General features: G+C 72.9%; 24 protein-coding genes. 12 read left to right on the top strand and 12 right to left on the bottom strand.

All coding sequences use genetic code 11. The features are described 5' to 3' along the window. Positions 1 to 2: 2 nt before the first annotated feature. The 4 genes from AB0E62_RS29340 to AB0E62_RS29355 form a co-directional block, all read right to left on the bottom strand. A complete protein-coding gene (locus tag AB0E62_RS29340) occupies positions 3 to 965 on the bottom strand; it encodes a CPBP family intramembrane glutamic endopeptidase (RefSeq protein WP_362200272.1) in 963 nt (320 codons plus the stop codon). A 109-nt stretch (positions 966 to 1,074) separates the two neighbouring features. Continuing rightward, positions 1,075 to 2,667 carry a DHA2 family efflux MFS transporter permease subunit gene (locus AB0E62_RS29345; protein WP_362200275.1) on the bottom strand — a complete coding sequence of 531 codons (1,593 nt, stop codon included), beginning with the start codon at positions 2,665 to 2,667 and terminating at the stop codon, positions 1,075 to 1,077. A gap of 461 nt (positions 2,668 to 3,128) precedes the next feature. Further along, positions 3,129 to 3,554 carry a glutaredoxin domain-containing protein gene (locus tag AB0E62_RS29350; RefSeq protein WP_362200278.1) on the bottom strand — a complete coding sequence of 142 codons (426 nt, stop codon included), beginning with the start codon at positions 3,552 to 3,554 and terminating at the stop codon, positions 3,129 to 3,131. 102 nt (positions 3,555 to 3,656) lie between these two features. Next, a complete protein-coding gene (locus tag AB0E62_RS29355) occupies positions 3,657 to 4,043 on the bottom strand; it encodes a helix-turn-helix domain-containing protein (protein WP_362200386.1) in 387 nt (128 codons plus the stop codon). 119 nt (positions 4,044 to 4,162) lie between these two features. Here AB0E62_RS29355 and AB0E62_RS29360 point away from each other — a divergent pair, with 119 nt between their 5' ends. Next, positions 4,163 to 4,783 carry an NAD(P)H-binding protein gene (locus AB0E62_RS29360; protein ID WP_362200281.1) on the top strand — a complete coding sequence of 207 codons (621 nt, stop codon included), beginning with the start codon at positions 4,163 to 4,165 and terminating at the stop codon, positions 4,781 to 4,783. Between the two features lie 123 nt (positions 4,784 to 4,906). Here the strand turns inward: AB0E62_RS29360 and AB0E62_RS29365 are convergent, their stop codons facing one another. Then, a complete protein-coding gene (locus AB0E62_RS29365) occupies positions 4,907 to 6,412 on the bottom strand; it encodes an MFS transporter (RefSeq protein ID WP_362200284.1) in 1,506 nt (501 codons plus the stop codon). Positions 6,413 to 6,533: 121 nt separating this feature from the next. On the opposite strand from AB0E62_RS29365, the gene AB0E62_RS29370 reads away from it, so the two are divergent. Further along, the gene (locus AB0E62_RS29370) at positions 6,534 to 7,184 is read left to right on the top strand and encodes a TetR/AcrR family transcriptional regulator (protein WP_362200287.1); all 651 of its coding nucleotides are present in this window, start codon (positions 6,534 to 6,536) and stop codon (positions 7,182 to 7,184) included. Between the two features lie 96 nt (positions 7,185 to 7,280). Here the strand turns inward: AB0E62_RS29370 and AB0E62_RS29375 are convergent, their stop codons facing one another. Beyond that, positions 7,281 to 7,721 (bottom strand): MarR family transcriptional regulator, encoded by a 441-nt coding sequence (locus tag AB0E62_RS29375; protein ID WP_362200290.1) that lies wholly within the window; start codon positions 7,719 to 7,721, stop codon positions 7,281 to 7,283. Positions 7,722 to 7,813: 92 nt separating this feature from the next. Between AB0E62_RS29375 and AB0E62_RS29380 the strand changes: the two genes are divergently transcribed. After that, entirely contained in the window at positions 7,814 to 8,224 is a 411-nt protein-coding gene (locus tag AB0E62_RS29380) for a nuclear transport factor 2 family protein (RefSeq protein WP_362200293.1), read from the top strand. Positions 8,225 to 8,233: 9 nt separating this feature from the next. Here the strand turns inward: AB0E62_RS29380 and AB0E62_RS29385 are convergent, their stop codons facing one another. Beyond that, positions 8,234 to 8,773 carry an antibiotic biosynthesis monooxygenase gene (locus AB0E62_RS29385; protein WP_362200296.1) on the bottom strand — a complete coding sequence of 180 codons (540 nt, stop codon included), beginning with the start codon at positions 8,771 to 8,773 and terminating at the stop codon, positions 8,234 to 8,236. Between the two features lie 389 nt (positions 8,774 to 9,162). Between AB0E62_RS29385 and AB0E62_RS29390 the strand changes: the two genes are divergently transcribed. Both AB0E62_RS29390 and AB0E62_RS29395 read left to right on the top strand, forming a co-directional pair. Continuing rightward, entirely contained in the window at positions 9,163 to 10,467 is a 1,305-nt protein-coding gene (locus tag AB0E62_RS29390; protein WP_362200389.1) for a phosphatase PAP2 family protein, read from the top strand. Positions 10,468 to 10,683: 216 nt separating this feature from the next. Continuing rightward, positions 10,684 to 12,690 carry a S9 family peptidase gene (locus AB0E62_RS29395; RefSeq protein WP_362200299.1) on the top strand — a complete coding sequence of 669 codons (2,007 nt, stop codon included), beginning with the start codon at positions 10,684 to 10,686 and terminating at the stop codon, positions 12,688 to 12,690. A 16-nt stretch (positions 12,691 to 12,706) separates the two neighbouring features. Here the strand turns inward: AB0E62_RS29395 and AB0E62_RS29400 are convergent, their stop codons facing one another. Next, the gene (locus AB0E62_RS29400; RefSeq protein ID WP_362200302.1) at positions 12,707 to 14,185 is read right to left on the bottom strand and encodes an alpha/beta hydrolase; all 1,479 of its coding nucleotides are present in this window, start codon (positions 14,183 to 14,185) and stop codon (positions 12,707 to 12,709) included. A 66-nt stretch (positions 14,186 to 14,251) separates the two neighbouring features. Between AB0E62_RS29400 and AB0E62_RS29405 the strand changes: the two genes are divergently transcribed. Beyond that, positions 14,252 to 15,151 carry a MerR family transcriptional regulator gene (locus tag AB0E62_RS29405; protein ID WP_362200305.1) on the top strand — a complete coding sequence of 300 codons (900 nt, stop codon included), beginning with the start codon at positions 14,252 to 14,254 and terminating at the stop codon, positions 15,149 to 15,151. 19 nt (positions 15,152 to 15,170) lie between these two features. Here the strand turns inward: AB0E62_RS29405 and AB0E62_RS29410 are convergent, their stop codons facing one another. Both AB0E62_RS29410 and yicI read right to left on the bottom strand, forming a co-directional pair. Then, entirely contained in the window at positions 15,171 to 15,749 is a 579-nt protein-coding gene (locus AB0E62_RS29410; protein ID WP_362200308.1) for a GNAT family N-acetyltransferase, read from the bottom strand. Positions 15,750 to 15,852: 103 nt separating this feature from the next. Then, positions 15,853 to 18,123, bottom strand: a complete 2,271-nt coding sequence (yicI, locus tag AB0E62_RS29415) for an alpha-xylosidase (RefSeq protein ID WP_362200311.1) — start codon at positions 18,121 to 18,123, stop codon at positions 15,853 to 15,855. Between the two features lie 281 nt (positions 18,124 to 18,404). On the opposite strand from yicI, the gene AB0E62_RS29420 reads away from it, so the two are divergent. From AB0E62_RS29420 to AB0E62_RS29430, 3 genes are read left to right on the top strand one after another with little or no spacing between them, the layout of a single operon-like run. Next, positions 18,405 to 19,643 carry a sugar ABC transporter substrate-binding protein gene (locus AB0E62_RS29420; RefSeq protein WP_362200314.1) on the top strand — a complete coding sequence of 413 codons (1,239 nt, stop codon included), beginning with the start codon at positions 18,405 to 18,407 and terminating at the stop codon, positions 19,641 to 19,643. An 11-nt stretch (positions 19,644 to 19,654) separates the two neighbouring features. Continuing rightward, on the top strand, positions 19,655 to 20,599 hold the full coding sequence (locus tag AB0E62_RS29425; RefSeq protein ID WP_362200317.1) for a sugar ABC transporter permease: 945 nt from the start codon (positions 19,655 to 19,657) through the stop codon (positions 20,597 to 20,599). Positions 20,600 to 20,605: 6 nt separating this feature from the next. Continuing rightward, complete coding sequence (locus tag AB0E62_RS29430; RefSeq protein ID WP_362200320.1) at positions 20,606 to 21,439, top strand: carbohydrate ABC transporter permease; 834 nt, start codon at positions 20,606 to 20,608, stop codon at positions 21,437 to 21,439. Between the two features lie 29 nt (positions 21,440 to 21,468). On the opposite strand, the gene AB0E62_RS29435 is transcribed toward AB0E62_RS29430, so the two are convergent. After that, entirely contained in the window at positions 21,469 to 22,581 is a 1,113-nt protein-coding gene (locus tag AB0E62_RS29435; protein WP_362200324.1) for an XRE family transcriptional regulator, read from the bottom strand. A 408-nt stretch (positions 22,582 to 22,989) separates the two neighbouring features. Here AB0E62_RS29435 and AB0E62_RS29440 point away from each other — a divergent pair, with 408 nt between their 5' ends. The 3 genes from AB0E62_RS29440 to AB0E62_RS29450 all read left to right on the top strand — a co-directional run bounded on the left by AB0E62_RS29440 (position 22,990) and on the right by AB0E62_RS29450 (position 26,029). Further along, positions 22,990 to 23,370, top strand: a complete 381-nt coding sequence (locus AB0E62_RS29440; protein ID WP_362200326.1) for a hypothetical protein — start codon at positions 22,990 to 22,992, stop codon at positions 23,368 to 23,370. Positions 23,371 to 24,273: 903 nt separating this feature from the next. Next, complete coding sequence (locus tag AB0E62_RS29445) at positions 24,274 to 25,239, top strand: dihydroxyacetone kinase subunit DhaK (protein WP_362200392.1); 966 nt, start codon at positions 24,274 to 24,276, stop codon at positions 25,237 to 25,239. A gap of 136 nt (positions 25,240 to 25,375) precedes the next feature. After that, complete coding sequence (locus tag AB0E62_RS29450) at positions 25,376 to 26,029, top strand: DAK2 domain-containing protein (protein ID WP_362200395.1); 654 nt, start codon at positions 25,376 to 25,378, stop codon at positions 26,027 to 26,029. A 63-nt stretch (positions 26,030 to 26,092) separates the two neighbouring features. On the opposite strand, the gene AB0E62_RS29455 is transcribed toward AB0E62_RS29450, so the two are convergent. Continuing rightward, complete coding sequence (locus tag AB0E62_RS29455) at positions 26,093 to 26,845, bottom strand: HAD family phosphatase (RefSeq protein ID WP_362200329.1); 753 nt, start codon at positions 26,843 to 26,845, stop codon at positions 26,093 to 26,095. Positions 26,846 to 26,967: the final 122 nt, after the last annotated feature.

Here is a 26,967-nt window from a genome sequence, read left to right on the forward strand (position 1 = left end):
CCTCAGCGGGAGCGGGCGGTCTGTCCGGGACCGAAGTCCGTGTCGGCCGGGCAGAGTTCACGGACCCGGGCGGGAGTGTGGAACGACGGCCGGAGCCGGCCGGTCAGCGCCAGGAACGCGACGAACGTGCCGGTGGCGACCCAGCCGGGCCAGCCGGCCATGCCCATGTGCAGCGGGTCGAGCGAGGCCGTGGGATCGGCGAACTCCCTGACCATGCCGACACTCACCGAACTGACGAACGCGTGGCCGATGACGGCGGGTACGACCGATCCCGACCGCAGCCGCAGCCAGGTGAAGACCGGCAGGATCAGAAGACAGCTCACCAGCATGGCGGGCACCGACACGTACCAGGGGTGTCCCGGGTACTGGCCGCCCATCAGCAGGGTCGGCAGGTGCCACAGGGCGAAGGCCGTACCGGTGAGCGCGTACGCCCGGATCAGCCTCCGCCGGCCACCCTCCTGGGCGAGGCGCGGGAACAGGTACCCCTGCCAGCCCAACTCCTCGCCGAAGAACAGCGGAAGCCACACCAGCATGTTCAGCACGGCCCCGGCCGCCCGGGCACCGAGCCCGTTCGCGTGCACGCCGTCGAACGGGTAACGGCCGGCCAGGGTGCCGAGGGCGAGAGCGGCCGCGGTGAGGCCGGCGGGGACGGCGAAGGCGGTCAGACAGGCCCGCGCCGTGCGCCCCCACGGCCTCGGCCACCGCAGCGCCAGCGTGTCCCGGACCCGGCCGCCGCCCTCGACCCGGCGGACGACGAAGATCGCGGCGAGGGCGGGTGCCAGCATCGCGGCGGCGATGCACACCTCCTGGAGCGCACCGGTCTCCTCGCGTGCGTCGCCGCGGTGGAAACCGCTGAGCAGCAGCGGTGACATGGCCGCCCACATGCCGAGACAGGCGAGGCCGAGGTAGACGAGGAGTCCGCGGCGCCGGTTCGCGAGGGGAAGGGGTCTGGTGGCGAGTGTCATGGCGGGGACGCTACGGACCCCTGGAAGGGCGAAGAATGGGGCTGGGGCGCGTATCGGTGGTGTGCCTGACACCACCCCCGTCCGCCCTCCTCGGCGCGCTCGCGCGGGGTCACGCCGCCGGCTGCACCAGGTCGTTCGGCTCGTCCGCCGGTGCCGTCGCCGATGTGCGGACCATCACGTAGGCGCACACGGCCACCGCAGCCGTGCCCACGGCGCCCGTGCGCAGCGCCGCGTGCAGACCGTCGAGGAACGCGGCGTGGAACCAGTGGCGTACCGCGCCGGCGTCCGGGCCCGCGAGCGCGGCCGCCGGTCCGTGGGCCAGGGCGCGGTCGGCCAGCGCGTGCGCCTCGCCCGCCGGGAGGACGGCCTCCGCCTGGCGCAGGAACGACTCCCTCATCCGGGAGTTGAGCACCGCCCCGAGCGCCGCCACACCGGTCACGCCGCCGAGTTCGCGCAGCATCTCGGCGAGCGCGGTCGCCATGCCGGCCCGCCGGCCGCGTACCCGCTGGACGACGATGACGTTGACCGGTACGAAGGTCAGGCTCACGCACACCCCGATGACCGGCAGGATCCAGCAGTACTCGGCATAGCGCGCGTGATCCCCGTACAGGGCGAGTCCCGCGAGCGCGAGCGGGCACAGCGTGACGCCGATCAGCAGCGGCCGGAGGGCTCCCCAGCGCGCGGACATCCGGCCCGCGAGGGGGCCCGTGACCACGATGAACGCGGACGCCAGCAGGAAGACGAGGCCGGCCCCGGCCGGCGACCAGCCGAGGACGTACTGGAGGTACAGCGACAGGAAGAAGATCGCTCCGAACAGCGCCAGGCTCGTGGAGAAACCGGCCAGCGCGGCCACCGCGCACAGCCGGTCACGGAAGAAGGACAGGTCGAGCATCGGCTCGGCGGCACGCGTCTCCACCGCGATCAGGGCGGGCAGCGCCAGCCCCGCCGCGGTGAGCCCGGCCAGGACGACCGGGTCGGTCCAGCCCGCCGACGGCCCCTGGATGAGCGCGAAGATCAGCCCGCCGACACCGACGGCCGACAGCGCCTGTCCGGGCAGGTCCCAGGAACGGTCGCGGCAGGGCGCCGCGTACGGCAGGAAGAACGCGCCGAACACCAGCAGGCACACGCCGATCGGCACGTTGATGAACAGCACGCTCTGCCAGCCGAACCGCTCCACGAGCGGACCGCCGATCACCGGGCCCAGGGCGAGCCCCAGCCCGGACGCGGCACCGCGCAGCCCCAGCGCTTTGGCCCGGCCGGCGTCCTCGGGGAAGACCTGACGCAGCAGCGCGGCGCTGGAGGGCAGCAGGGCCGCGCCTCCCGCGCCCTGGACGATCCGACCGGCGACGAGCGTCGCCCAGCTGTCCGCCGTCGCCCCGAGCGCCGACCCGAGGATGAACGCGGCCAGTCCGGCGAGGAACAGCCGGCGCCGCCCCAGCCGCTCGCCGACGATGCTGCCCGGCAGCAGGAAGGCCGCCAGGACCAGCGTGTACGAGGCCACGACCCACTCCAGGCCGCCGACCCCCACGGCCAGGTCCCGGCCGATCTCCGGCAGGGCGTTGTTCATCGCGAGATTGTCGAGCATGACCATGAAGACGGCCACGGACTCGACGACGAGAACGGCTCCGGGGCGACAGCGCCGGGGCCTGGGCACGGATGGGGCGGCGGCGGGCGAGGGCGGGCCGGTACGCGGCAGTGACATGGCGTCGTCCAGAAAGGGAGGGGGAGGGAGGGGGAGGGGGCACGGGGCCGGTGGGCGGGGTCAGGCGGACGCGACCGGCTCGCCGGGCCCGTTCCGCCTCGGCCGGCCCGGGGCGGCGAGCAGCACGTGGGCCGACTGCGCGAGGACCGGAACGCCCACCGCCGCACGGGCGTTGTCCCGGGCCGCACCGTGACCGGTGACGGAGCACGGGGAGTCGCGGAGCCGTTCCCGCCGGGCTCGGTGGGCGAGTCCGGGGTACCGTCCGGGGAATTCCGCGCCCCTACCGGGTCGATGGGCTCCTCGCCCGGCGCAAAGGACTGCGATCACCCGGCAAAAGGTACGCGTTTCCCGCCGGAACGCAGGCCGATGACGGTGAAGATCACCGGCAGAGGTGAGGCACGTACTCCTTGCGGGCATCATGCGATGGTCGTACAACCTGCCGCATGCGTTGCGGTCGCCGGTCAGAGCTGGGCGCGCACCCATCGCGGATCGGGGTTGACGTACGGCCGGCCGCCGACCACCACCGTCGGCACGGTCTCGTCACCGTCGTTGACCGCCCGCACCGCCGCCGCGCCCGCCGGGTCGCGCCAGATGTCGACCCAGTGCAGCCGACGGGCGTCGCGGCCCAGCCGGAGGCGCAGGCGCAGGCAGTACGTGCACCCCGCCCGCCAGTAGACGACCGGCCGGCCGTCGACCGCGCCGAGGTCCCGTGCCTCCTCCGCACCGACCGACCGCGGGAACATCAGCGGCGAGCACCACCCCGCGAGCAGCGCGAACACCAGCCACAGCGCGACGGCGCGCCCTATGGACCCGCCCACGGCCGACACGGCCGCGACGAGCGAGCCGAAGCCCGCGAGCAGGAGGGGCAGGAACCAGCCGCGCGTCATGAGGGCAGCCTATCGGCGGGGCGGGTCGAGCGGGCCCGCGGACGGTCCCTCCCGTCAGGGCCGCGGCCCGGGCACCGCCGGACCGGCGCCGTCGTGCGCGGGTCAGCCGGTGCGGTCGAGGCGGGTGGCGTCGTCGTAGGACTCGCGGGCCTCGAGGAGTTCCTCCCAGTGCTGCTCGGCCCAGGCGCAGGCGACCGCGATGGGTCCGAGCAGACTGCGGCCCAGCGAGGTCAGTTCGTACTCCACGTGCGGCGCGCCCTGCGCGTGGACGGTGCGCTTGACCAGACCGTCCCGCTCCAGCGAACGCAGCGACTGGGTGAGGACCTTGGGGGTGACGCGCCGGAGCGGAACACGCAACTCCGAGAAACGGCGCGGCCCTTGCTCCAGGCAACGGATCACGAGCGCCGCCCACTTGTCGCCGAACCGGATCGGGGTGAGCGACGACGGGCACACCTCGTCGAACATGTCGGCGGGCAGCGGTTCCCTCATGGCGTCCATGGCGTCACGATAACCGCGGCAACCGGTATCCGAGGGGAAACCAAGGCCGTCGCTAGCGTCGCCGCACCGACCGGGCGCAAGGGCTCCGGTCCTGGGGAAGGCGGTTCGTCATGAACATCGTGGTCTTCGGCGCGGGCGGCAGGGCCGGGCGGCAGGCCGTCGCCGAGGCGCACCGGCGTGGCCACCGGGTCACAGCAGTGGTACGCGACCCCGCGCGCCACGGCGACCTCACCGACGTGCGGCTGGTGGCGGGCGATGTCACGGACGCGTCCGGTGTCGCGGAGGTGGCGGCCGGGCACGATGCCGCGCTCAGCGCCGCCGTGGACCTGTCCGTCCCGTCGTACGACTTCTTCACCGCCTCGTCCCGCGCGCTGACCGCCGGTCTGGCCGAGGCCGGGTTGCGCCGCCTGGTCGTGGTCGGCATCGCCTCCGTCCTGCCCGGGGCATCGGGCACGCCGCTGATGGACGAGCCAGGCTTTCCGGACGAGTACCGGCCGTTCTGCCTCGGTCACGCCGCGGGCCTCGAAGAGTTGCGCTCCAGCGACCGCGACTGGGCCTACGTGGCACCCGCGGGCGACTTCGACCACGACGGCGACCGCACCCACCGCTACCGGGTCGCCGACCACGGCGACCCGGCGAGCCGGATCACGTACGCCGACTTCGCGCTCGCCCTGCTCGACGAGATCGAGACACCCCGCCACCACCGCGCGGTGGTCGGCGTCCGCGGGTAGCCGCCGGGCAGGGGCCACCGTGCGGTCGCCGAAGGGGCGGCCCGGCCCGCGGCGCCGGCGCCCTCGGCACCGGACGGCCCACACCGGCCGCGGGCGGTGCGGGCCGTCACCTCCGGGGCCCGCTCAGGCCGCCTTGCCGGGCTCCCTGGCACCCTCGGGGGCGAGGGGCGGCGCGGTGGTGTTCCGGCGCGGCGGGGCCAGGGCGGCGCAGACGGCCAGCGCGCCGACCGCGCACACGGCGGCCGTTCCGTACAGGGCGACGTGCAGGGCGTGGGTGAAGCCGTCGGCCGGCGCGGTCGAGCCGCTGCCGGCCAGGTCGCCCGCGGCGACCTTCGCGGCCAGTTCCCGGGACCCGACACGGGCGTCGATCAGGCTGACCAGGACCGCGCCGTACACGGCGATCACGATGGCCTCACTGCCGATGCGCATGGTGTTGAGGAACCCGGTGGCCATACCGGCCTGTTCGGGCGCCACGAGGCTCATCGCGGCGCCGTCGCCCACACCGAACGACACCCCGGCGCCCAGCCCGGTCATCAGCAGCGGACCGGCGATCACGGCGAGGGAACTGTCCGGGCCGATCACGGTGAGCCACGCGTTCCCGCCGGCGAACATCAGCAGGGAGAGCGTGATCAGTACCCGGGGCGGGACGCCCCGGTTGACCAGGCCCCCGGACAGCGGGGGAGCCAGCAGCACCGGCGCCGTCATGAACAGCAGGACCGTTCCGGCGCGTTGGGCGGAGAAGCCGCCGGCTCCCACGAGATAGGTGGGCAGGTACGTCAGCAGCGTCACGAAGCCGAACGTCGACACCACGGGCACCATGCACAGCGCGAGGAACCGGCGGTCGCGCACCAGCGCCATGTCGAGCACGGGGGCCGCGGAACGCGACTGCAGGACGACGAACACCACCAGCAGACCCGCGCCCGCGACGAGCAGGGCCGGCACGCCGGGGCTCGTCCAGCCCCACTCCGGGCCCTGGACCGTACCCAGGACGAGCAGTCCGAGGCCCGCGACGAACACCAGCGCGCCGGTGGCGTCCAGCCGGGGGCGCCGCGGGGCGCGGGACTCGGCGACCAGGCCGACGCCGGTCAGCGCCACCGCCACCAAGGCCGCGTGCAGCCCGAACGCGGAGCGCCACCCCAGCGTGCCGACCAGCCAGCCGGCGAGGGTCGGCCCCGCCGCCAGGCCGAGACCGGCGGCGCTGCCCAGGGCCGCGAAGGCACGGGTGCGCGCGGGTCCGTCGAAGGTCGTGGCCAGGATCGCGCCACCGCTGGCGAACACGCCCGCCGCGCCGATGCCCGACAGGGCGCGGGCGAGGTCCAGCAGGACGACACCGGGCGCGAGCGCCGCGGCGAGTGACCCGGCGGCGAACACCGCCGCTCCCGTCGCGAAGGCCCGCCGGCGCCCGACCAGGTCGGCCGCGGACCCGGCGACCAGCATGAACGAGGCGAACGTCAGGTTGTAGGCGTTCATGACCCACTGCAGGGGCGCGCCCGAGGTGTGCAGGTCCGCACCGATATCGGGCAGCGCGACGGCCGCTCCGGAGATGGACATCGGCACGGTGACGAAGGCGAGCAGCACCACGGCCAGCGTGATCGCCGGACGTGAGCGGCCCGTGGGGACGGTGGTCACGAGTGAGGGCTCCTTCGGGAGACGGCCAGGAGCGGCCGCTGAACGGCCACTTGGGCGACAGTGCCACCGAGTGGCATTAGCTGTCAAAGGGCAACCGCGTCCCGGTGGTAGGCTCCTGGGTGTGAGTGACGATCTGCGCGAACTGCCGCTGCGGGAACGGAAGAAGCTGCGTACGCGCCGGGCCCTGGCCGAGACCGCGCTGCGCCTGTTCACCGAGCGCGGTTACGACGCCACCACGCTGGACGACCTGTGTGACGCGGTGGAGGTGTCCAAGCGCACCTTCTTCCGCACCTACCGGTCCAAGGAGGACGTCGCGCTGGCCGCCGACAGCGAGCTGTGGTCGGCGTACGTGGACCGCGTGGCCGCCGTGCGGCTGGACGGCCCGCTCCTCGAAGCGCTGCGGGCGGCCCTGGACGCCACCCTGGACGCCATGGACCCGGACTGGGACCGCCGCTTCCTGGCCACGCGTGAGCTGGCGGAGGCCGTTCCCGTGCTGCGGTCGCACAGCCTGGGGTACTGCCAGGACACCACCCAGGCCATCGTGGAGACACTGGCCGGCCGTTCCGGCGCGGACGAGATGCGCCTCCGCCTCACCGTCGAGATCTTCGTCGCCGCCTGGCACACGGTGTGCCTGCACTGGACGGCGCGGGGCGGCCAGGGGGACCGCGAAGGCCTGACGGGAATCATCGAGCAGACCTTCGCCCTCATCCCCGACGCCCTCACCTGCACCGCCGGGACACCGTCGCCCGCAGGGCGGCCGGCGGCCGGCTGACCGGCGGGCGACTGAAGCGCGCCGCCGAAGGGTTCATCCGCTACGGAGCGGCCGCCTCGAAGGAGCCGCCCGGCGCCGCGGGCGCCGGGCCGGCCGTCACCGCGGCTCGTGCCGGGCGAGGACTCGGGTGAGCAGGCGGGTCAGGGTCTGCCGGTCCTCGGCCGACAGCGGTTCCAGCAGGTCGTCCTGCACCTGGTCGAGCACCTTGTCCATGCGGCGCAGTTGCCGGGCGCCGTCCTGGGTGAGGGTCACCCTGTTGCGCCGTCCGTGATCCGGGTCGGGAGCCCGGTCGGCGAAGCCCCGCTCGACCAGGTCGTTCACGGCCGCCACCACATCACTGCGGTCGATGCGGCAGCGCCGGCCCAGCTCCGCCTGGCTCGCGGGCCCGTACTCGTGCAGTGCCGCCAGGATGCGGTAGTGGTACCCGCGCGCCCCGACGGCGGTGAAACCGTCGAACACCAGCTTCCGGGCATGCACGGCCAGTTGGGTGATCAGCCAGCTCGGCCGCGTCGTCAACCGCTCGGGGGTCTCGTCCATGACGATCACTCTACCTGTGTTGGTGTGACCAACATCTTTCTGTAGTGTTGGCCACACCAACACTGGAGTGTCCGTCAAAAGGAGGCGCCGTCGTGACCACTGCTGCCCCGACCGCCGATCGCCTGGAGATCGCCGAACTGTTCGCCCGCCTGGCCCGGCTGCTGGACGAGGGCCGTCACGAGGAGGTGCCCACGGTCTACCACCGCGACATCACGGTGCGTTCGCCGCGCGGCGAGCTGTACGGCCTCGACGCGGTGACCGCTCACCTGGAGCGGCACCGGGTGGAGGGGGAGCACACCCAGCACGTGCACGGGGACGTGCTGCTGCGTGTGGACGGTGACGTGGCGGAGGCCACGGCGAACCAGGTCGTGTACTTCTACCGCGAGGGCGAACCGCCTCACCGGACCAGCGGCCTGCGTGTGACCTGCGCCACCGTGCGGACGCCGGCGGGCTGGCGGATCCGCGACATGCGCATCGCGCTCGCCTGGACGCACGAGCGGTGACGTGAGGCGTCACGACCGGCCCCGGGGGTGATCGTCGACCAGGGAGTGGGCGTACGTGTAGCGCTTGACGCCCGCGTCACCTCCCGTGGCGGCCTCCTGCGCGGCGGAGTCGGTCCATTCCGTGACGACGACGGTCCGCCCGCCGTCGGATGTCACGTGCAGGTGCGCCGCGAGCAGGCCCGGCGCCGGGGCGGTCGCGGCCTCCACGCCGCCGGGCGCCACCGTGTGCACGCCGAAGAGGCCGGCCGGCCGCCTCGCGTCGTGGACGACGCTGCGCGCGAGGCGGGACCGGATCAGCCCGGGGCGCTCGATGCCGGGCACCAGTGTGTCGACGCGGCTGACGACCTCGGTGCGATGGGCGCGGGCCCAGGCCAGGTGTTCCTCGTCGCTCGCCCACTGGGCGTAGAAGAAGAGGCCGGCGCCGTCCAGGGAGAGGAAGACGTGCTGTGCCAGCCGCCCGGGCGGCGTCCGTGCCGCCGACCATTCGCCGAGCAGGGCGTCCAGGGCCGTGCGCGACCGCTCGGCGGTACCGGTGCGCCATTCGCTCATCAATGTCGTCCCGGCGGCAGGGTGATGGAGATCTCGCATACGTGTCATGGTCTTGACCCTCGTACCTCAACCGCCCTTGAGGTCAAGGTCCTCGCGCCAGGACCCGTCCGCCGCCGGGACATTCGGGCACCCGTAATTCCCGCCAGGTGATCTTCCTGCTGCCCGTAAGAGGCAAACCCCGGCCACACCACTCGGCTAACATGATCGAACTCATGACGAGCGTACCCATCGCCCGTCATTCACCGGAAAAGCAGACTGTCCGGGGCGAAGAGTCACCTAATTAGACAACGACTAACAAATCGGCCAGACAATTGATACCTATACCAACACGGGCACTTACCCGAACAAAGGGCGGAACGGAGGTCGCCCCGTGGCGTCGGCCACGGGTGATTCTCTGGGCCGTGGCGGCGGTGACGACTCTCGGTTTCCTCGTCGCACTGGAGATCACCGCACGTCACTACGGACTGCCCGGGCCGCTCACCACCGAGGCGCGCGAGCTGGTGCTCCCGCCCAAGTCGGGATTCCTGCTGTACGCCAGCATGGGCCTGATGATGGTGGTGCTCACCTGGCGCGAACGGCTCATCGCCGCCGGAGTCGCGGTCGGCATCGACGTCGTGTTCCTGCTGGTGCGGTTGGCGTCCGGCTACCACTTCGACCTGGACGAGGGCCACCCCTTCGGCAACGGCGCGCTGTTGGTTCTCCTCGGCTGCGCGGTCCTCGCCGTCACCCGCCGCACCGGCGCGGAACGTGCCCTCCTGCTGAAGGGCGTCGCCCTGGGCCTGCTGCTCATGACCGGCCGCAAGACCGGTGACACGTGGCTCCTCATCACGTCGAAGAGTCGCCCGACCGTACTCGACCAGTACGTGGCGACCGCCGACCACGCGCTGGGCAACCCGTCATGGCTGGCCGGCCGCCTGCTGAACGCCAGCGGCCCGGTCGTCACGCACCTGCTCGACTACGTCTACGCGCAGCTCGCGGTGGCCGCGGTCGTCGTCGCGCTGTACCAGCTGCGCAACGTGGCGAAGGAGCGCCGTTTCCCCCGCCACCACCTGGTGCGCACCTTCCTGGTGATCGGTCTCCTCGGCCCGGGCATCTACATGATCTTCCCCGTGGTCGGACCGATCTTCGCCTACGGCCCGGGCGCCTCGGGCACCGGCGGCCTGGAATGGGCGGCGGCCAACCTGTGGCCGCACACGCCGACACCGGTCACCACACCGCACCCGATGCTGTACGACGGGATCACCCCCCGTAACTGCATGCCCAGCCTGCACACGGCCTGGGCCACCGCCATTTTCATCCACTCCCGCAAGGGCCCGCGGGTACTGCGGTACGGGGGCGCGTTCTGGCTGGTCGCCACGCTCGCTGCGACCCTGGGATTCGGCTACCACTACGGCGCCGACATCGTGGCCGGCGTGGTGTTCACGCTCACCATCGAGGCCGCGCTGCGCTCCCTCGCCCGGGGCTGGGACCGCTCCGGGACCCGCCTGGTCGTCCACGGCACGACGGTTTTCGTGGCGCTCCTGCTGGCGTACCGCTATCTGCCCATGGAAATGGCCCGGCTTCCCTGGCTGTTCGGGCCGCTCGTCATTCTGGCGATGCTCTCGGTGATCTACGGCTATCTGCGGACCACCTCACGGTGGGAACCGAAGGCCGTGCCGGCGCCCCGTCCGGAACCGCAGCCCGAACCCGCGTGAGCCATGCCGCGGCACAGGGGACACGAGCCCGGGGCCGGCATCGGGCGCGCGGTCACGACGACCGCCGGCCGGATCACCGGCCCCGGCGGTCTCCGCGCCAGGAGTGGCGCGAGACGCCGTTGCGGTCGGCCCGTCACTCCCAGGGATCCGTAACCGGTCAGCGCGCGGCCGGAGAACCCCTGCCGCGCGGCGGACGCGGCAGGCAGGATGATCACCATGACCCGTCCCCGCCACGGTGCCGCGCCGTTCCACGACCTGCTCGCCGGACATTCCCGCCTGACCGCGCTGGCCCTGGCGCCCGACGGGGCGCGCCTGATCGCCGAAGTGCGCTCGGTCGACGACGAGGGAACCCGGCACGTTCCGAGGCTGTGGGAGGTGGACCCCTCGGGCGCACGGGACAGCCGCCCGGTCGCCGGATCCCTGCCGGGCGACCACGCCCCCGCGTTCGCCGCGGACGGCACGCTGCTGTTCCTCGGCGAACGGGAGGGCGCCGACTCGGCCGACGACAAGGGGGAAGGGCAGGGGACGGCGCTGTGGGCGCTGCCCGAGGGCGGGACGGCCGAGCGGATCGCCGGCCACCCGGAGGGCATATGGGCCTTCACCGCCGCCGCCCGGGACGCCGGCACGGTCGCCTACACCGCCGAGCTGCTGCCCGGCGCGACGGATGCCGGAACCCACGCCGCACGTCTGCGCGAGCGCGCCGGAATCGACGCGATCCTGTACGAGGAGACGGTGGCCCACATCTGGCGGACCGCCCCCGGCCCCGGGGAGCCGCACACCTTCGTGCTGCGCCGCGGCGGTGCCCCGGTGAACGCGGGCGGCCAGGGCCTGGCCGGCTCGGGTGACGTGGTGCTCTCGCCGGACGGCTCACTGGTGGCCTGCGTCCGGGCCGCGAACGACCTCGCCCCGGACACGAACGTCGTGGTGGTCGCCGACGCGGCCACCGGCACCGGGCGCCGTACGTTCTCCCGCCCCGGCCACCAGTACTACCGCATGGCGTTCACCGCCGACGGCACGGCCCTGGTCTGCGAGCGCCAGCGGGAGGAGACCCACGACACGGAATGGCGGGTCACCCTGGTCGCGTTCGACCTGGCCTCCGGCGAGGAGACCGATCTCCTGCCGGACTTCGACAACTGGCCGTGGCCGGGGCGGGCGGTCGTGTCGCCGGTTCCCGGGGACGACACGCTGTGGTTCACCGGTGACGAGCGGGGGCACTGCCCGGTGTTCCGCCGCGATGCCGACGGCACGATCACCCGCCTCACCGCCTCGGGCGCCTACTCGTCCCTGTGCGTGACGCCCGACGGAACCACCCTCTACGCGCTGCGCAGCGCGATCGACAGCCCGCCCCGGGTGGTCCGCCTGGACACCGTCACACCGGACCAGCATCCCGTCTTCCTCGATGCGCCCGGCGGCCTGGGCCCGCTGCCCGGCACGCTGACCGAGGTGCGCACGCGGGCGGACGACGGGTTTCCGCTGCGGGCCTGGCTCGTCCTGCCGGACGGCGCCTCGCCCGAGCACCCGGCGCCCCTGCTCGTCGTCCCGCACGGCGGACCGCAGGCGTCCTGGAGCGCCTGGACCTGGACCTGGAACCCCTGGCCGTTCGCGGCCCGCGGTTACGCCGTGCTGCTGCCGGACCCGGCGCTGTCCACCGGATACGGGCAGCGGATGCAGGAACGCGGGCGGGGGCAGTACGGCGGCCGGCCCTACCGCGACGTCATCGCGCTGACGGACGCCGCCCTGGCCCGCGACGACCTCGACGCGGCCCGGACCGCCCTGGCCGGATGGTCCTACGGCGGCTACCTCGCCAACCGGGCCGCGACCCGTACCGGTCGCTTCAAGGCGATCGTCTCGGCCGCCGGGATGTGGAACCTGGAGGCCTTCCAGAACGAGACCGAGATGCACGCGTACTTCCGGAAGATCTTCGGCGACCCCCGGACCCACCGCGACCGGTACGAGACCGACTCGCCCCATCACGACGCGGCGGGGCTGTCGACACCGATGCTGCTCGTGCACGGCGGCCGGGACCAGGGTGCGCCGCTGGGCCAGGCTCTGAGCCTGCACAGCGATCTGCAACGGCTCGGGGTGCCCGTGAAGTTCCTCTATTTCCCGGGCGAGGGCCACACCATCGGCAGGCCGAACCACGTCCGCGTCCTGTACGAGACGGTGCTGAACTTCCTCGACCATCACGTCCTCGGCCGGCCGTGGCGGCGCCCGGCCCTGTGAGGACGGCAGAGGGGCGTCAGCTCCACAGGCGGGAGAGCACCGTACGCACGGCACGGGTCACCGCCGCACGGGACTCGTCCGTCGGTTCGTGCATCTCGAAGCCGTGGGCGCCGTGCGGTACGTCGATGATCTCGACCGGGGCCTCGCGCTCCTTCGCCGCGTCCAGGAACGGCTCGATCGTGGCGGCGATCTGCGGGGTCTCCAGGCCCGCCCGGGTGAGCAGGAGCGGCGGCAGCTTCCCTCCGCCGGCTCCGAGCACGTCGGCCGGGCGGAAGCGGGGGGAGACGGCGTCCCAGCCGGGCAGCGGGGCCAGGACGGGGTAGGTCAGGGCGATGCAGCGCAGCCACTCGGGCGGGTCCGTGAGCCAGTCCGCGACGAGCAGTCCGGCACCGGAGAAGAACCACAGGGCGATGCGCTCCGGGTCCACGCGCGGGTCGGCCCGCAGCAGTTCGACGGCCTCGGCCACGTCGTCGGCGGCCCGCGGACAGGCGGCGAGGCCGTGCAGACGGTGGTCCACGACGGCGCCCACCGCACCCGCGTCCGCCACGAGACGGGCGTAGCCGAGGTAGAACGGCCAGTCGCGGGGCGTCGGGACGAGGTCGGGCGACAGGGGGCCGCCGTGCACGAACAGCACCGCCGGCCGGGGTGTGTCCCCGGCTTCCGGCAGGTGCAGGTCCACGCGGCCGGTGCGCACCCGCGGCCGCTCCGGGACGTCCAGCAGGAACGGGCGCAGGAAGGCGGGCTCGCCCTCGGGCGCGGTCAGCCTGCGTCCCTCGTCCGCGGCGGCGCGCGCCAGGATGTCGGTCAGCTCCTGCGGACGGGACAGCATCGGCCAGTGGCCGGTGGCCAGTTCGAAGAAGCCCACCCGCGGGTCGGCGAGCTCCCGCAGCTGCGGGGGGCCGACCCGCACCAGTTCCTGGATGCCCTCGATGGTCGTCCCGCCGGCCGTGCACAGGATCGCGCTGACCGGAACGCCGGCCGCCGCGCCGGTCAGCCGCAGCGGCTGGGTCAGCGTGCGCGGCGGCTGCGCGACGGCCACGGCGCTCAGGAACTCCAGCTGGTGTGCCGCGAGGCCCTCCGTGCTGCCCCAGCGCCGCCAGTCCCCAGGCCCCGGCGGCGGGACGGGCCGCGGGTCGTCGCCGGCGCCGAGCAGCTCATGCACCGCGGGGTCGGGAACGAGGGCGAGGGCCGGGTCACCGGGCTGCGGCAGCCCGGCGTCCAGGTAGACGATCCTGGCCACCCGCTCCGGGCGCCGGTCGGCCGCGCCCAGCACCGGGTGGATGGCGTAGTCGTGGCCGACCAGCACCACCTGCGGCACGTCGAGGGAATCGATCAGCCGGACCACGTCCTCGACATGCGTCTCCAGGTCCGCCTCCGGCCGCATGTCCAGGGTCACCGGGTGGGCCCCGGCCCCCGTCCGCCGCAGCCGGCCCACCACCGCACACCAGATCCGCCCGTCGGTGAACGGGCCCGAGACCAGCACAAACGCAGACATCAGCGCCTCCAGACAAGTAGGTCGTCGCGGGTAACGTAGGAACTCCCCCTGAGGGAGGTTCAACCCGTGTCACCGGACGGCACCCTGAGCATCGGCGATCTGGCCGCGCGCACCCGCACCACGGTCAAGACCATCCGCTTCTACTCCGACCAGGGGCTGCTTCCCGAAGCCGCCCGCAGCAGCGGCGGCCACCGGCGCTACGGGCCGGACGCCCCGGCCCGGCTGCGCACCATCCGTTCGCTGCGCGCCCTCGACGTGCCCGTTCCCGAGATCAAGCGGGTGCTGGACTCGGGCGACGGCCTGGAAGCGGTCGTGGCCCGCCGGTTGGCCGGCGTCGGCGGCCAACTCGCCGCGCTGCGCTGGCGGGAGGCCGCGCTGCGGGCGCTGCACGAGTGCGAGCCGGGGCAGCTGGCGGAGCGCCTGGAGCTGATCGGAGCGGTCAGTGTCCCGCCCGACACCTCCGCCCTCGCCCACTACTGGCGCCGGCTGCTGCCCGTCCGCCTGTCCGCCCGGCTGCGCGCCGCGGTCACCGAGGCGGCCGTTCCCCAGCCGCCCGCCGACCCCACCCCGGACGAGGTCCTCGCCTTCGCCCGCGTGCACGCGCTGGCCACGGCCGCCACCGACGGCTGCCTCGCCTCGCACCGGCCCGTCACCGAGACCCACCCGGACCTGCTGTACGACGGCCTGTACGAGGCCCACCAGTTGGTGGAGACCGCCGTCCGGGCCGGCCGCGCCCCGGGCCCGGGCGAGGCCCTGGACTGCTATGTCGCCGCCTACGCGCGGGCCGCCGGCGCGCGGGACACCCCCGCCTTCCGCCAGGCCCTGGCGGCCCGTCTCGCCGCGGCGGACCACCCGGTGATGCACCGCTACTGGCAGCTGGCGGGGCAACTGATCCCCGGCCTCACCCTCGGCGCGGCCGACGCCTGGCTGCGCGACGCACTGGCCGCGCACACGGCGACGGTCTGAGCCGCCGGACCCCGGCGGCTCAGCCCCTCCACTCCGGGGCGAGCAGCGCGTAGACGTACTCGCTGCCCCAGCGGTCCCCGTCGAGGTCGTTCTCCACCAGATGGGCCTCGCGGCGCATCCCGAGACGCTCGCACACCCGCGCCGACGCCGTGTTGAGGGCATCGAGCCGGGCGAAGACCCGGTGGGCGTCCAACTGCCCGAAGGCCAGCGAGAGGAGCGCGCCCGCCGCCTCGGTGGCATAACCCCGCCCGGCGTACCGGGGGTGGAAGACCCAGCCGATCTCGGCCTGCCGCGCGTGCGCGCTGGCGAGGGTGAGGACCACCTCGCCGACGACGCCGGGTTCCCCCGCCCGGCACACGGCCAGCAGCAGCGTGTCGCCGTCCGCCCGCCAGTCGGTCCCCCCGGCCCGGACCGCGAGGGACTCGGCACAGCCCTCGCGGGTGAGCGGCGGACGGTACAGGTAGCGGGCCACCTCCGGCAGGCACTGGTACGCGTACCGGTCCTCGGCATCGGCGGGCGTGAACAGCCGCAGCACGAGCCGGCCGGTGGTGACCGGCGCCGCGACGCGCTTCGTGGTGTCCTCCGGGACGGCGGTCATCGTGTCTCCCCCGTACTGCTGCCCGGCCTGCCTGCCGCGACAGACTAGCCGAGCACCGCGTGACCTTTCCCGCGCATTACGGGGGAGACGGCACCCGGTGCGCTCAGTCCAGGGGCACGACCACCTCGCCCGTGCCGGTCGCGCCCGCGCCGCCGGCGACGCGGACCGTGAAGGGGCGGTCGGTGCCGCGCGCGGTGACCCGCAGCCGGGTGCCGTCGCGGCGGGCGGTGAAGACGGCGGCGGGGGCGCCCGACAGATCGGGGACCGTGACCTCGGCGGCGTAGTCCGGCTCCGCCGTCGGGTGGACCAGCAGGGTGGGGGTGTCCAGCCAGTCGCCGTCCGGGCGGCTGTCGTCGGCGGCCAGCGGCAGCACGGCGCCCTCGCGGACGTACAGCGGCAGGCTGTCGTAGGCGTGCCGCTCGGTGCGCCAGGCCGGGCCCGTGACCCGCTCGCCGGACAGCAGGTGGGTCCAGGTGCCCTCGGGGAGGTAGACCTCCACCTCGCCGTCCGCCGTGAACACCGGGGCCACCAGCAGGTCGGGGCCCAGCATGTACTGGCGGTCCAGCGGGCGGCACGCCGGGTCGTGCGGGAACTCCAGGACCATCGGGCGCATCACCGGCACACCGGTGCGGTGGGCCTCGGCCGCGGCGCCGTAGAGGTAGGGCATGAGACGGTGCTTGAGCAGCGTGAACCGCCGGGCGACCGTCACGGCCTCCTCGCCGAAGTTCCACGGCACCCGGTACGACGTGGAGCCGTGCAGCCGGCTGTGGGAGGAGAGCAGGCCGAAGGCGAGCCAGCGCTTGAACACCGCCGGGTCCGGGGTCCCCTCGAAGCCGCCGATGTCATGGCTCCAGAAGCCGAACCCGCTCAGCGACAGGGACAGTCCGCCGCGCAGCGACTCCGCCATGGCCTCGAAGGACGCCCAGCAGTCGCCGCCCCAGTGCACCGGGTACTGCTGCCCGCCCGCGGTGGCGGAACGGGCGAAGAGGACGGCCTCGCCCTCGCCCCGCTCCTTCAGCAGGAGTTCGAAGACGGTCCGGTTGTACAGGTGGGTGTAGTAGTTGTGCATCCGCTCCGGGTCGGCGCCGTCGTGCCAGACGACATCGGTGGGAACGCGCTCGCCGAAGTCGGTCTTGAAACAGTCCACGCCCTGGTCGAGCAGCGCCTTCAGCTTGGCCTGGAACCAGGCGCGGGCATCGGGGCTGGTGAAGTCGACCAGGCCCATGCCGGCCTGCCACAGGTCCCACTGCCAGACGTCGCCGTCCGGCCGGCGCACCAGGTGCCCCAGGGCCGCCGCCTCCTCGAACAGCGGGGACTTCTGCGCGATGTACGGGTTGATCCACGCGCTGACCCGCAGCCCCTTCTCCTTGAGCCGGGCCAGCATGCCCTCCGGGTCGGGGAAGACGGCCGGGTCCCACTGGAAGTCGCACCACTGGTACTCGCGCATCCAGAAGCAGTCGAAGTGGAAGACCGACAGGGGGATGCCGCGCTCGGCCATGCCGTCGACGAAGGACATCACCGTCGCCTCGTCGTAGTCGGTGGTGAACGAGGTGGTCAGCCACAGGCCGAACGACCAGGCGGGCGGCAGCGCCGGGCGGCCGGTGAGGGCGGTGTAGCGGGCGAGCACCTCCTTGGGGGTGGGACCGGCGATCACGTAGTACTCGATGCTCTGGTCCTCGACGCTGAACTGCACCTGCCCGACGGACTCCGACCCGACCTCGAACGAGACCTTGCCGGGGTGGTTGACGAAGACGCCGTAACCGCGCGAGGAGAGGTAGAACGGAATGTTCTTGTACGCCTGTTCGCTGCTGGTGCCGCCGTCCGCCTGCCAGATCTCCACCACCTGGCCGTTCTTCACGAACGGGGTGAAACGCTCGCCGAGGCCGTAGACCTGCTCGCCCACCCCGAGCGCCAGCTGGGCGAGGACGTGGTGGGCGCCCTCGTCGGTGGTGGCGAAGGCGGTGCCCTTGGCGCCCGCCCGGGTCAGCTCCCGGCCGTCCGCGCCGAGGAACGCCAGCGCCCAGGGGGCCGCCTCGTCCAGGCGGAGGGTCAGCGGTCCGCTGGTCAGCTCCGTGACCGTGCCGTCCCGGCGCACCACGCCCGCGCCGTCCGGCTCCCCTCCCAGGGCGAAGTCCGGACCGGGACGGTGCTTGCCGGCGTGGTGGGTGACCCGCACGCCGATGACGCCCTCGGCGGGGGAGAAGCAGTCGACCGTGAGCAGCGGCGCGTTGAGCGTGTCCCCTCTGCGCGCCACGTTCTGCACGGCGGCATACGCGGTGAAGCGCTTCGATGACGGACGTACATCACGGGGTTGAACTGAGTACGAGATCTGCACGCCGTCGCGGACGCGCCAGAAGCCGTTGGTGAACTTCATGTTCTTCCTCGGGGGAGCTGGAGTGGGTCGAGTAGGGCGCGAAGGCGCCGCCCGGCGGTTTGATCGTACACAGAACACCTTTCCGCTGGGCAGGCCCGCGCACCCAGAAATCCCTTCTGAACAGGGAGGTTGACGGATTTCCCGGCATCGGTCACCGGGGGAGCGCGCGAACGGAACCGTGCTCGGGTCTGGCGCGACGGCCTCCGCATGGCGTATTAGTCATCACCATGAACAAAGGCGTCCGGCGCTGGTGCCGGACGGTACGACAGCAAGGGCCGTACATGTCGAAGCGCTTCAATAGACGCTCCCGCCGGGCCGTGACACCCCTCGCGGTCGTCTGCGCCCTGGTCGCCGGGGCGGCGCTGTCCGGTTGCGGCGGGCAGCGCGACGGCTCCGTCTACACCGTGCTGAACTCCTCGACCGACGAGACGTACCACCGCTGGGACGCCGAGGCGATGGCCCGGTGCGGCGAGCGGCTCGGCGTCACCGTCGAGCAGCAGAGCGTCCCGGCGGCCCAGGTGATGACCAAGGCCCTGCGCATGGCGTCCTCGAAGTCGCTGCCGGACATCGTGCAGTTCGACGCCTCGGAGATGCCGGTGTTCGCCGAGGCCGGCGGGCTGACCGACCTCAGGACGCTCGGACTGGACACCGACGGCGTGCCGCGCGGCATCGTCAACTTCGGTTCCTACAAGGGGACGTACTACGGAGCCGCCCGGTCGGTGAACTCCCTCGCGCTCTTCTACAACAAGGACCTCCTCGGCCGGGCGGGTCTGAAGGTGCCCACCACCTGGGCGGAACTGCGGGAGACCGCACGCGCACTCACCCGGGGCAAGCGGTACGGCCTCGCGCTCAGCGCGGGCGGCGCGGAGGACGGCGTCTTCCAGTTCACGCCGTTCATGTGGTCCAACGGCGGCGACGAGACCCGCCTCGACGGGCCGAGGGTCGTCGAGGCGCTGGACTACTGGAAGAGCCTGCTCAGGGACGGCTCGCTGTCCAAGTCGACGGTGGGCTGGACCCAGGCCGACGTCAACGACCAGTTCATGGCGGGCAACGCGGCCATGATGATCAACGGCCCCTGGCAGGTCGAGACGCTGAACACCAAGAAGTCCCTGCACTGGGGCATCGCGCGGATCCCCGTGCCGCGACCCGGCGCGCGGTCCGTGGCGCCGCTGGGCGGTGCCGTGCTCACGGTCCCGGACACCGGCGACGAGCGGCGGGAGCGGATGGCCGGGAGGATCGTCGGCTGCCTGACGAGCGAGCGCGAGCAGCTGACCTACGCACGCAACAGCTGGATGGTCCCGGCGAACGAGAAGGCCGCCGCCGTCTGGCGCGAGCAGGTGCCCCAGCTGGACGCGCTGGCCGACCAGGTGGCCGCGGCCCGGTCCCGCACGGCCCGGCTCGGCGCCGGCTGGCCGGGAGTGTCGCTCGCCCTCCAGAGCGCCTTCCAGGCCGCCCTGACCGGACAGTCCAGCCAGGCCGCCCTCCAGCGCGCCCAGCAGCGGGCCACGAGCGGGAACTGAGGCAGACGCACATGACCACCTCCACCGTCACCGCGCGCACCGCGGTCTCCACGACCGGCGTACCGGCCCCCGCCCGGCTCCGGTACCGCCGCCGCCTCGCCCAGTGGGGGTTCGTCGCCCCCGCAGTCCTCTTCATGCTGCTGTTCTTCGGCTACCCGCTCGTCCGCAACGTCGTGATGAGCTTCCAGCACTACACGCCGAAGACGTTCTTCACCGGCGAGGCGCCCCTCAACGGGTTCGACAACTGGTCGACGGTCCTCCAGGACGCCCTGTTCGGCAAGGCCCTGTGGCACACGCTCGTCTTCACCGCGGGCTCACTGCTCGGCCAGTTCTGCGCCGGCCTCGCCCTCGCCGTCTTCTTCACCCGCAGGTTCCCGCTGAACGGCGTCCTGCGGTCGCTGATCCTGCTGCCCTGGCTGGTGCCCATGGTGGTCTCCGGCATCGTGTGGCGGCGCATCCTGGACCAGGACACGGGTGTACTGAACTCCTTCACGGCCACCCTCGGACTGGACGGTCACACACCATGGTTGACCAGTCCGCACATGGCGCTGCTCTCCGTCATCCTGGTCAACATATGGATCGGGATCCCGTTCAACATGGTCATCCTGTACGGCGGTCTCCAGGAAGTGCCCCGCGAGCTGTACGAGGCCGCCGCCCTGGACGGCGCCTCCGCCTGGCGGACCTTCCGCTCCGTCACCCTGCCGACCCTGCGTCCCGTCATCACGGTCGTCCTCGTCCTGGGTTTCATGTCGACGGTCAAGATTCTCGACCTGATCCTGGCCCTCACCGACGGCGGCCCCGCCGACGCCACCCAGACCCTGGGCACGCTCACCTACCAGAACTCCTTCGTCCGGCTGGACTTCGGGGCGGGCGCCGTCGTCGGCAACGTACTGATCCTGATCTCCGCGGTCTTCGCGGTGTTCTACCTGCGGGCCAACCGCACCGAGGGGAAGTGACCGGCGATGGCCGCAGAGAACGTCAAGCCGCGTGTCCGCCCACGCCGCCTGGGCTCCACCGTGGCCGGGACACTCGTCCTGGCCGTGATGCTGTTCCCGCTGTACTGGATGCTCAACACCGCGCTCCAGCCCGAGTCCGGACTGCTGGAGGTCGATCCGGTGCCGCACGGCCTGGACCTGTCCGGCTTCTCCAAGGCGCTCGACGACCAGGGCGGGCACCTGCTGACCTCGCTGCTGGTCTCGCTCGGCGCGGTCGTCATCTGCCTGGCGATCGCCGCCCCGGCCGCCTACGGGCTGGCCCGGTTCCGGCTGCGCGGCACGCGCACCATCGTGTTCGGCACCCTGATCACCCAGATGGTGCCGGGCATCGTCATCGCCAACGCCCTGTACACCTCGTACGTCGATCTCGGCCTGGTCAACTCCTTCTTCGGCCTGATGCTCGCGGACGCCTCCCTGGGCATCCCCTTCTCGATCGTGCTGATGCGGTCGTTCATGCAGTCCATACCGGGCGAGGTGATCGAGGCCGCGGAGATGGACGGGGCGGGGCGGCTGCGCACCTTCGTCCGGGTGGTGCTGCCGATGAGCCGCAACTCCCTGATCACCTCGGGCCTGTTCGCCTTCCTGTTCTCGTGGAGCGACTTCATGTTCGCGCTCACCCTCAACACCACCGACGACGTCAAGCCCGTCACGCTGGGCATCTACCAGTACATCGGGGCGCACGTGGGCGACTGGGGCTCGGTGATGGCGGCGTCCGTGCTCTCCGCGATCCCGGCCGCCGTCCTGCTCGTCCTCGCCCAGAAGTACATCGCCGCCGGCATCACCGGAGGCTCCGTCAAGTGACCTCCGCAACAGGACCCCGGAGCTGTCGGCTATGACGTGGGAGCGATGGTCCCCACGCGCAGGTACTTCGCGAACTTGACGTGCTCGAGGGACGCGTAGTCCTCCTTGGTGCCCGGCGGCTTCGATCCGTACTCGGAGACGAAGGTGAACTGTTCCGAGTTCTTGACGTCGAACGCGCCGTACTCCTGCAGTGCCTTCGCGATCACCCGCTCGTACGGTGTGAGCGAGGTGTCGGCGCCGATGTCGTACGCGCGGTCCAGCCAGATGAACTGCCCCTCGCGCCACCGGCCTTGGCCCTTGCCGTCGCTCGTGACCGCCGGGAAGACGTACTGGCCGTTGTTGTCCGGGGTGCCGAAGCTGAGGGCGTGGTCGATGTGCCCGGCCTTCCAGTCGGCGCGGGTGATCAGACCGGCGAGGCGGGACAGGCCGCTGCCTGTGGCCTGGCCCTTGGCGGAGACCGACGAGCCACGGGTATGGGACACCGCTCCCCATTCACAGCTCGGCTTCCCGTCCCTTACCTGGGCCCGCCAGCATTCCAGCGAACGCCCGTCCGGTGTGATCACCACCGTCCACTGGCGCTCCGGCGGCGCCTTCCAGGACGCGTCCCAGGGAAAGCCGACGCCCTCGAACGGATTGGCTCCCCATGGCCCCAGGTGCTTGCGCGGGGTGACCGCGTAGGTCGGAGTGCTGGGGGTGGCCCGGTACACCACGGGGCTGGCCTCGCCCGTGCGCACCTCCACGCGCCCCAGGGCGAGCAGGCCGGTGACCAGCTGCGCGGAGTCGGGTGCCGCACGGGGGTGCGGGTGACGTTGATTGAAGACATCGTCGTCGGCGAAGAAGCGGGAGGAGTGGCCGGTGGAGTCCGACGGTGGTGACTCGTGCACGAGCCGCTTCGCGAGAAGGGCGCCGGCGACCGCCAACGCGAGCGCGGCGGCCCCGGCGACGGCGAGGACGGGCCACCGGCGTTTCGGCGCCGGCGCGGTTCCGAGGCCGGCCCGAGCCGCCCGCCACCGCCGCTCCCATTCCGTACGATCACCGCCGCAGGCTTCGGCATAGGCCAAGGCGATCTCAAGGGGCGGCAGGTGTCCGCCCTGCGCGGCATCGGACAGGACGCTGGGTGACTGGCCCGTACGCGCGGCCATCTGACGGTACGTCGGGTTGCCCGCCGAGTCGCGCAGAGCACGTAACTCAAAAGCGAATCGCTGCGCCGGATCCTCCGGCGGATCACCCGGTCGAGGACGTGGTGCTGCGGCCATCTGTCCGCCTCCAAGCATGGCCTGTGACAGTCCACATGTGGTGATGGGTCGGCTGGTGAGTCTAGAAGACGAAAAGATCCGGGGAACAGGTCCCGTGCGTCGGCGTACCGCGGAAGGATGGTCCGCATGGACCAGGGATGGGCAGCCGTGGCGGGAGCCGGAGTAGGCGTCGTCGGCACCCTGTGCACCTCGTGGCTGACGTATGCGGCCGCTCGTCGGCAGACGCGTGACCAGGGGGCGGTGGAACACAGTCGCGCCCTGCGGAGCGAACGTCTGGAGGCGTACCTCGCCTTCATGAAGGCCGCGGAACCGGTCGACAGCGTGCTGCACCGGATCGCGCATCACGACGGTCGACGGTCGCGGAACTCCCCGCCCCCGGCCGACGTGTTGCGCGAAGCCGTGAGCGAACTCGATACCGCGGTGGACGCGCTGTACAAGGCACAGGCGCGACTTGACCTGATGGGACCGAAAACCGTCGCCGTCGAAGCCGTGCACGTGTGGTCGGAGGTGAGATCCCTGCGGACGCACCTCGAAGGAATGCGTCGCGACAGGCCAGGAGACGAGGTGCCGGACGACGGCTGTCGCACCGGTCTGCAGGACGCGGTCGACGCGGTGGAAGTGAGCCGGGAGCGGTTCGCCCGTCGCGCTCGCGAGGTGATAGAGACACCGCCGTGAGGACCGTTGCCGCGACCGGTACGCGGATCCGGCCGGGTGGAGGCAGGAGCGGCGAGGCGGGGAGCGCGTGCCGGTGGTCAAGGGCGGCCGGCAGGGCTCGGTGCGGCGCGAGGACACCCCGTGCCACCGGGGCCGGGCCGTCCGGCAGCGTGCCGGGGCGGTGCGCCGAGGTCGCGGCGGCGAGCCGATACGCGCGACGTCCCGTCCGGGCCGGGGCGGCGAGCGGCAGGGTGGCGACGTCGGCGGTCGAGCCGGCCGGCCGACGAGGCGGTGGAGCGTCATCGCACAGCCGTCGGCGCCCTCGTCCGCCACGGGACAGCGACGGGACGGACGTCACTACGTGTCCCGACACCGCCGCCCGGCCGACGGCCCTGGTCCGCCCGCCCGGCCGCATCCGGGCCGGCGTGCCCGCGCCCCTCCCGGAACCGCCGGGCGCCGGGCATCACCGGACCGCCCCCGCGGCCACGCCCCAGTCCCGGCACGGCGGGCCGGCATCCCGGCGTTCCGCACCACTCCCCGCTCGTCACCCGGGCCCGCCGCGGACACCTCGTCCCGTCCCCGTACGGCGCACCGGAGGACCAGCCGGTGACATCAAGCATCCACCGAGCGCCACCGGTCCGCACGGCGGCCGGTGCGGCCGGGCTCGACTTGCCGTGGGGGCCGGACCGCCGCAGCATGGCCGGAAGACGGATCCGAGGGCGACAGCCGCGAGGCGGACCGCCGTTAGGCAGGTGAGACCCGGAGACATACGAGGCGGCATCCCGGGTGGTGTGTCCGTGGATGACGTGCCTCCGATCGACCCACCGTGGTTTCTGGCCTCCCGCTTCCCGCTCCGGGACGCTGCGGGGCCGAGGACGTCTGGGAGGCCGGCCAGTGGTGTACTTCACGAACTCGCTCGACCGCATGGTCCCCGACGCACTGGCCGGGTTCGCCCGGGTCCACGCCGACCTCGTCGTGCACGACGAACAAGCCGGGTTCTTCCGGGCCCGGCACCCGGCTCCCGGCCGCCGGGTGGCGATCGTGTCGGGCGGCGGCTGCGGGCACGAACCGCTGCACCTCGGATTCCTCGGCGCGGGCATGCTCGACGCCGTGTGCCCCGGGCAGTTGATGGCCTCGCCGCACAACCGCCAGGTGTTCGACGCCTCCCGTGCCGTGTCGCGCGGCGCGGGCGTACTGCACCTGGTGAAGAACTACACGGGGGACCGGATCAACTTCGGCATCGCGGCCGAGCGGCTCGCCCATGAGGGCATCGACTGCGCCCGCGTGCTGATCGACGACGATCTGGCGTCGGACTCACCCGAGTCGGCCACGGGCCGCCGGGGCACCGGGGCCGCCGTGCTGGTGGAGAAGGTCCTCGGGGCAGCCGCCGACACCGGTCTCGGTCTGCGCGAACTCGTCGACCTGGGAACCGAGTTGGCGAGCCGCTGCCGCAGCCTCGCGGTCGCCTCGGCCGCACATCGCACACCGGCCACGGGGCGTGCCGCCTTCGAGCTCGCCGACGGGGACCTGGAGTGGGGGGTCGGCATCCACGGTGAGCGGGCCCGTCGTACGGAGTCCCGGCCGGCGCTGGACGAACTGGTCACCCGGATGACGGAGGAACTGCTGGCGGCGCTGGACCCGGCCGCCGGTGACTCGGTCATCGCCCTGGTCAACGGGCTCGGCGGGGTGACGCGCCTGGAGCTGTACGGCGTGGCGCGGGAACTCGCGGCGCGCCTGGACCGGTGGGGACTGATCCTCGAACGCGTCCTCGTGGGCGACTTCGTGACCGCGCTGGACATGCGCGGTTTCTCGCTCACGCTGATGCGGGCGGACCCGGAGACGGTCAAGTGGTTCGACGCGCCCGCGCACACGCCCTCATGGCCTCGATGACCAGGGGCGGGCAGGAGGTGGCACCATGCTGGAGCACTACTCGGCGCAGGATGACGCGGCGTCCCCGGACACCGGTATCGCGAGCGCGACGCGGACGGACACCCCGCCCGCCGACGCCGCCTTCACGGAAGGCTGGATGCGGAGGTTCGCCGCCTCCGTCCGGGCCACCGAGGCCCAGCTCACGGCGCTCGACCAGCGGGTGGGCGACGGCGACTTCGGTACGAACCTCAGATCGGGACTCGACGCGTCCGTGCGCGCTCTGGACCGGGCGACGGCGGTGTCACCCGCGGACACCGGGCGGGCCGGCCGGCCGCTGCGCACGGTGGCGACCGTCTTCCTGGACGGGGTCGGCGGTACCAGCGGCCCGCTGTTCGGGTTGCTGCTGACGGAACTGGCGCTGGCGGCGGTCGGCCCGGAGCTGGACGTGCCCGCGCTGCGGGCCGGTCTCACCGGTGGGCTCGCCGCCGTACAGCGGGTCGGCGAGGCGCGGCCGGGGGACAAGACCCTCGTGGACGCCCTGTATCCGGCGTGCGAGGCGCTGCGTGTGTGTCCGGAGCGGACCGGCAGCCGGGTGGCCCTCGCCCATGCGTCGCGCGCCGCATGGGAAGGGGTGCGCCTGACGGCGCGTCTGCGTGCGCGCCGCGGCCGGGCCAGTTACGTCGGCGAGCGGGGCAGGGGAGTGCCGGACCCCGGGGCCGTGGGTGTCGGCCTGTTGCTCGCCTCGGCCGGCGGCGTGGTCACCGTACTGCCGCCCTTCGGGTCGGACGCGGTGCCGGACCAGCCGGACTGAACGAGCGGTGACCCGTCCCCCGAGGACGGACCCGGGCCCCGTTCACCCGCCGCGGGAGCGCGGTCACGGTGCCGTGGCCCGCCGCAGCCCGGAGCCGGCCGGTGACGGAGCCGCGGCGGGCTTCGGCGGCGTGGTCCGCAGCGGGGTCCGCTCGGTGGCCCAGCGGATGATCCGCGGGTCCTCCAGCGTCTCGACCCACAGGTCCGTCAGGGCGGCCGTCTCGTCGCCCGGCCACGGGCCCGCGCCGAGCACCGTCAGTCCGGCGCGGACCGCGGCGAGGATGCCGCAGCGCGTGTCCTCGACCGCCATCGTGTCGGCCGGGTCGGCTCCGCAGCGCTCGGCGGCGGTCAGATACACGTCGGGGTCGGGCTTGGGCCGGATCGTGCCCTCCGGCACCACCACGGCGCGGAAGTGACGCAGCAGCCCGGCCTCTCGCAGACCGGGTTCGACCACGTCACGGGGGCAGTTGCTGGCGACGGCCAGGGGCGCGAAGGCGGCCGCCGCCCGTACCAGCTCGCGGGCGCCCGGCATGGTCACCGGGTGGTCGCAGACCAGGACGCGGAAGTGCCGCAGCAGCCGGTCGGCGAGGTCCTGCCCCAGGTCGGGGCGGCCTCCCTCGTCGGCCATGAGCTGCCCGCACTCGGTGTAGTGCAGGCCCTTGGCCCGTTCCGCGAAGCCCGCGGCGGGGGTGAGGCCCACGTCGTCGAGAACCCGCCGGCGAGCGGTCTCCCAGTGTCGTTCGGTGTCCAGCAGCGTGCCGTCGCAGTCGAAGACGACGGCCGCCGGTGTCCAGGAAAGGATGCGATGAAGCGTCATCTGTGTGCTTTCCGTTCGGATGAGCCGCGAGAGCGCAGACCGGGGCGTGACGTCTTCCCACCGCAGGGGGGCGAGCGGTGCCGACGGGCCACCCGTGTGCGCGGGGCGGCGCAGGGTTCCGG

The organism is Streptomyces sp. NPDC038707 (genome assembly GCF_040636485.1).
Lineage (GTDB): Bacteria > Actinomycetota > Actinomycetes > Streptomycetales > Streptomycetaceae > Streptomyces.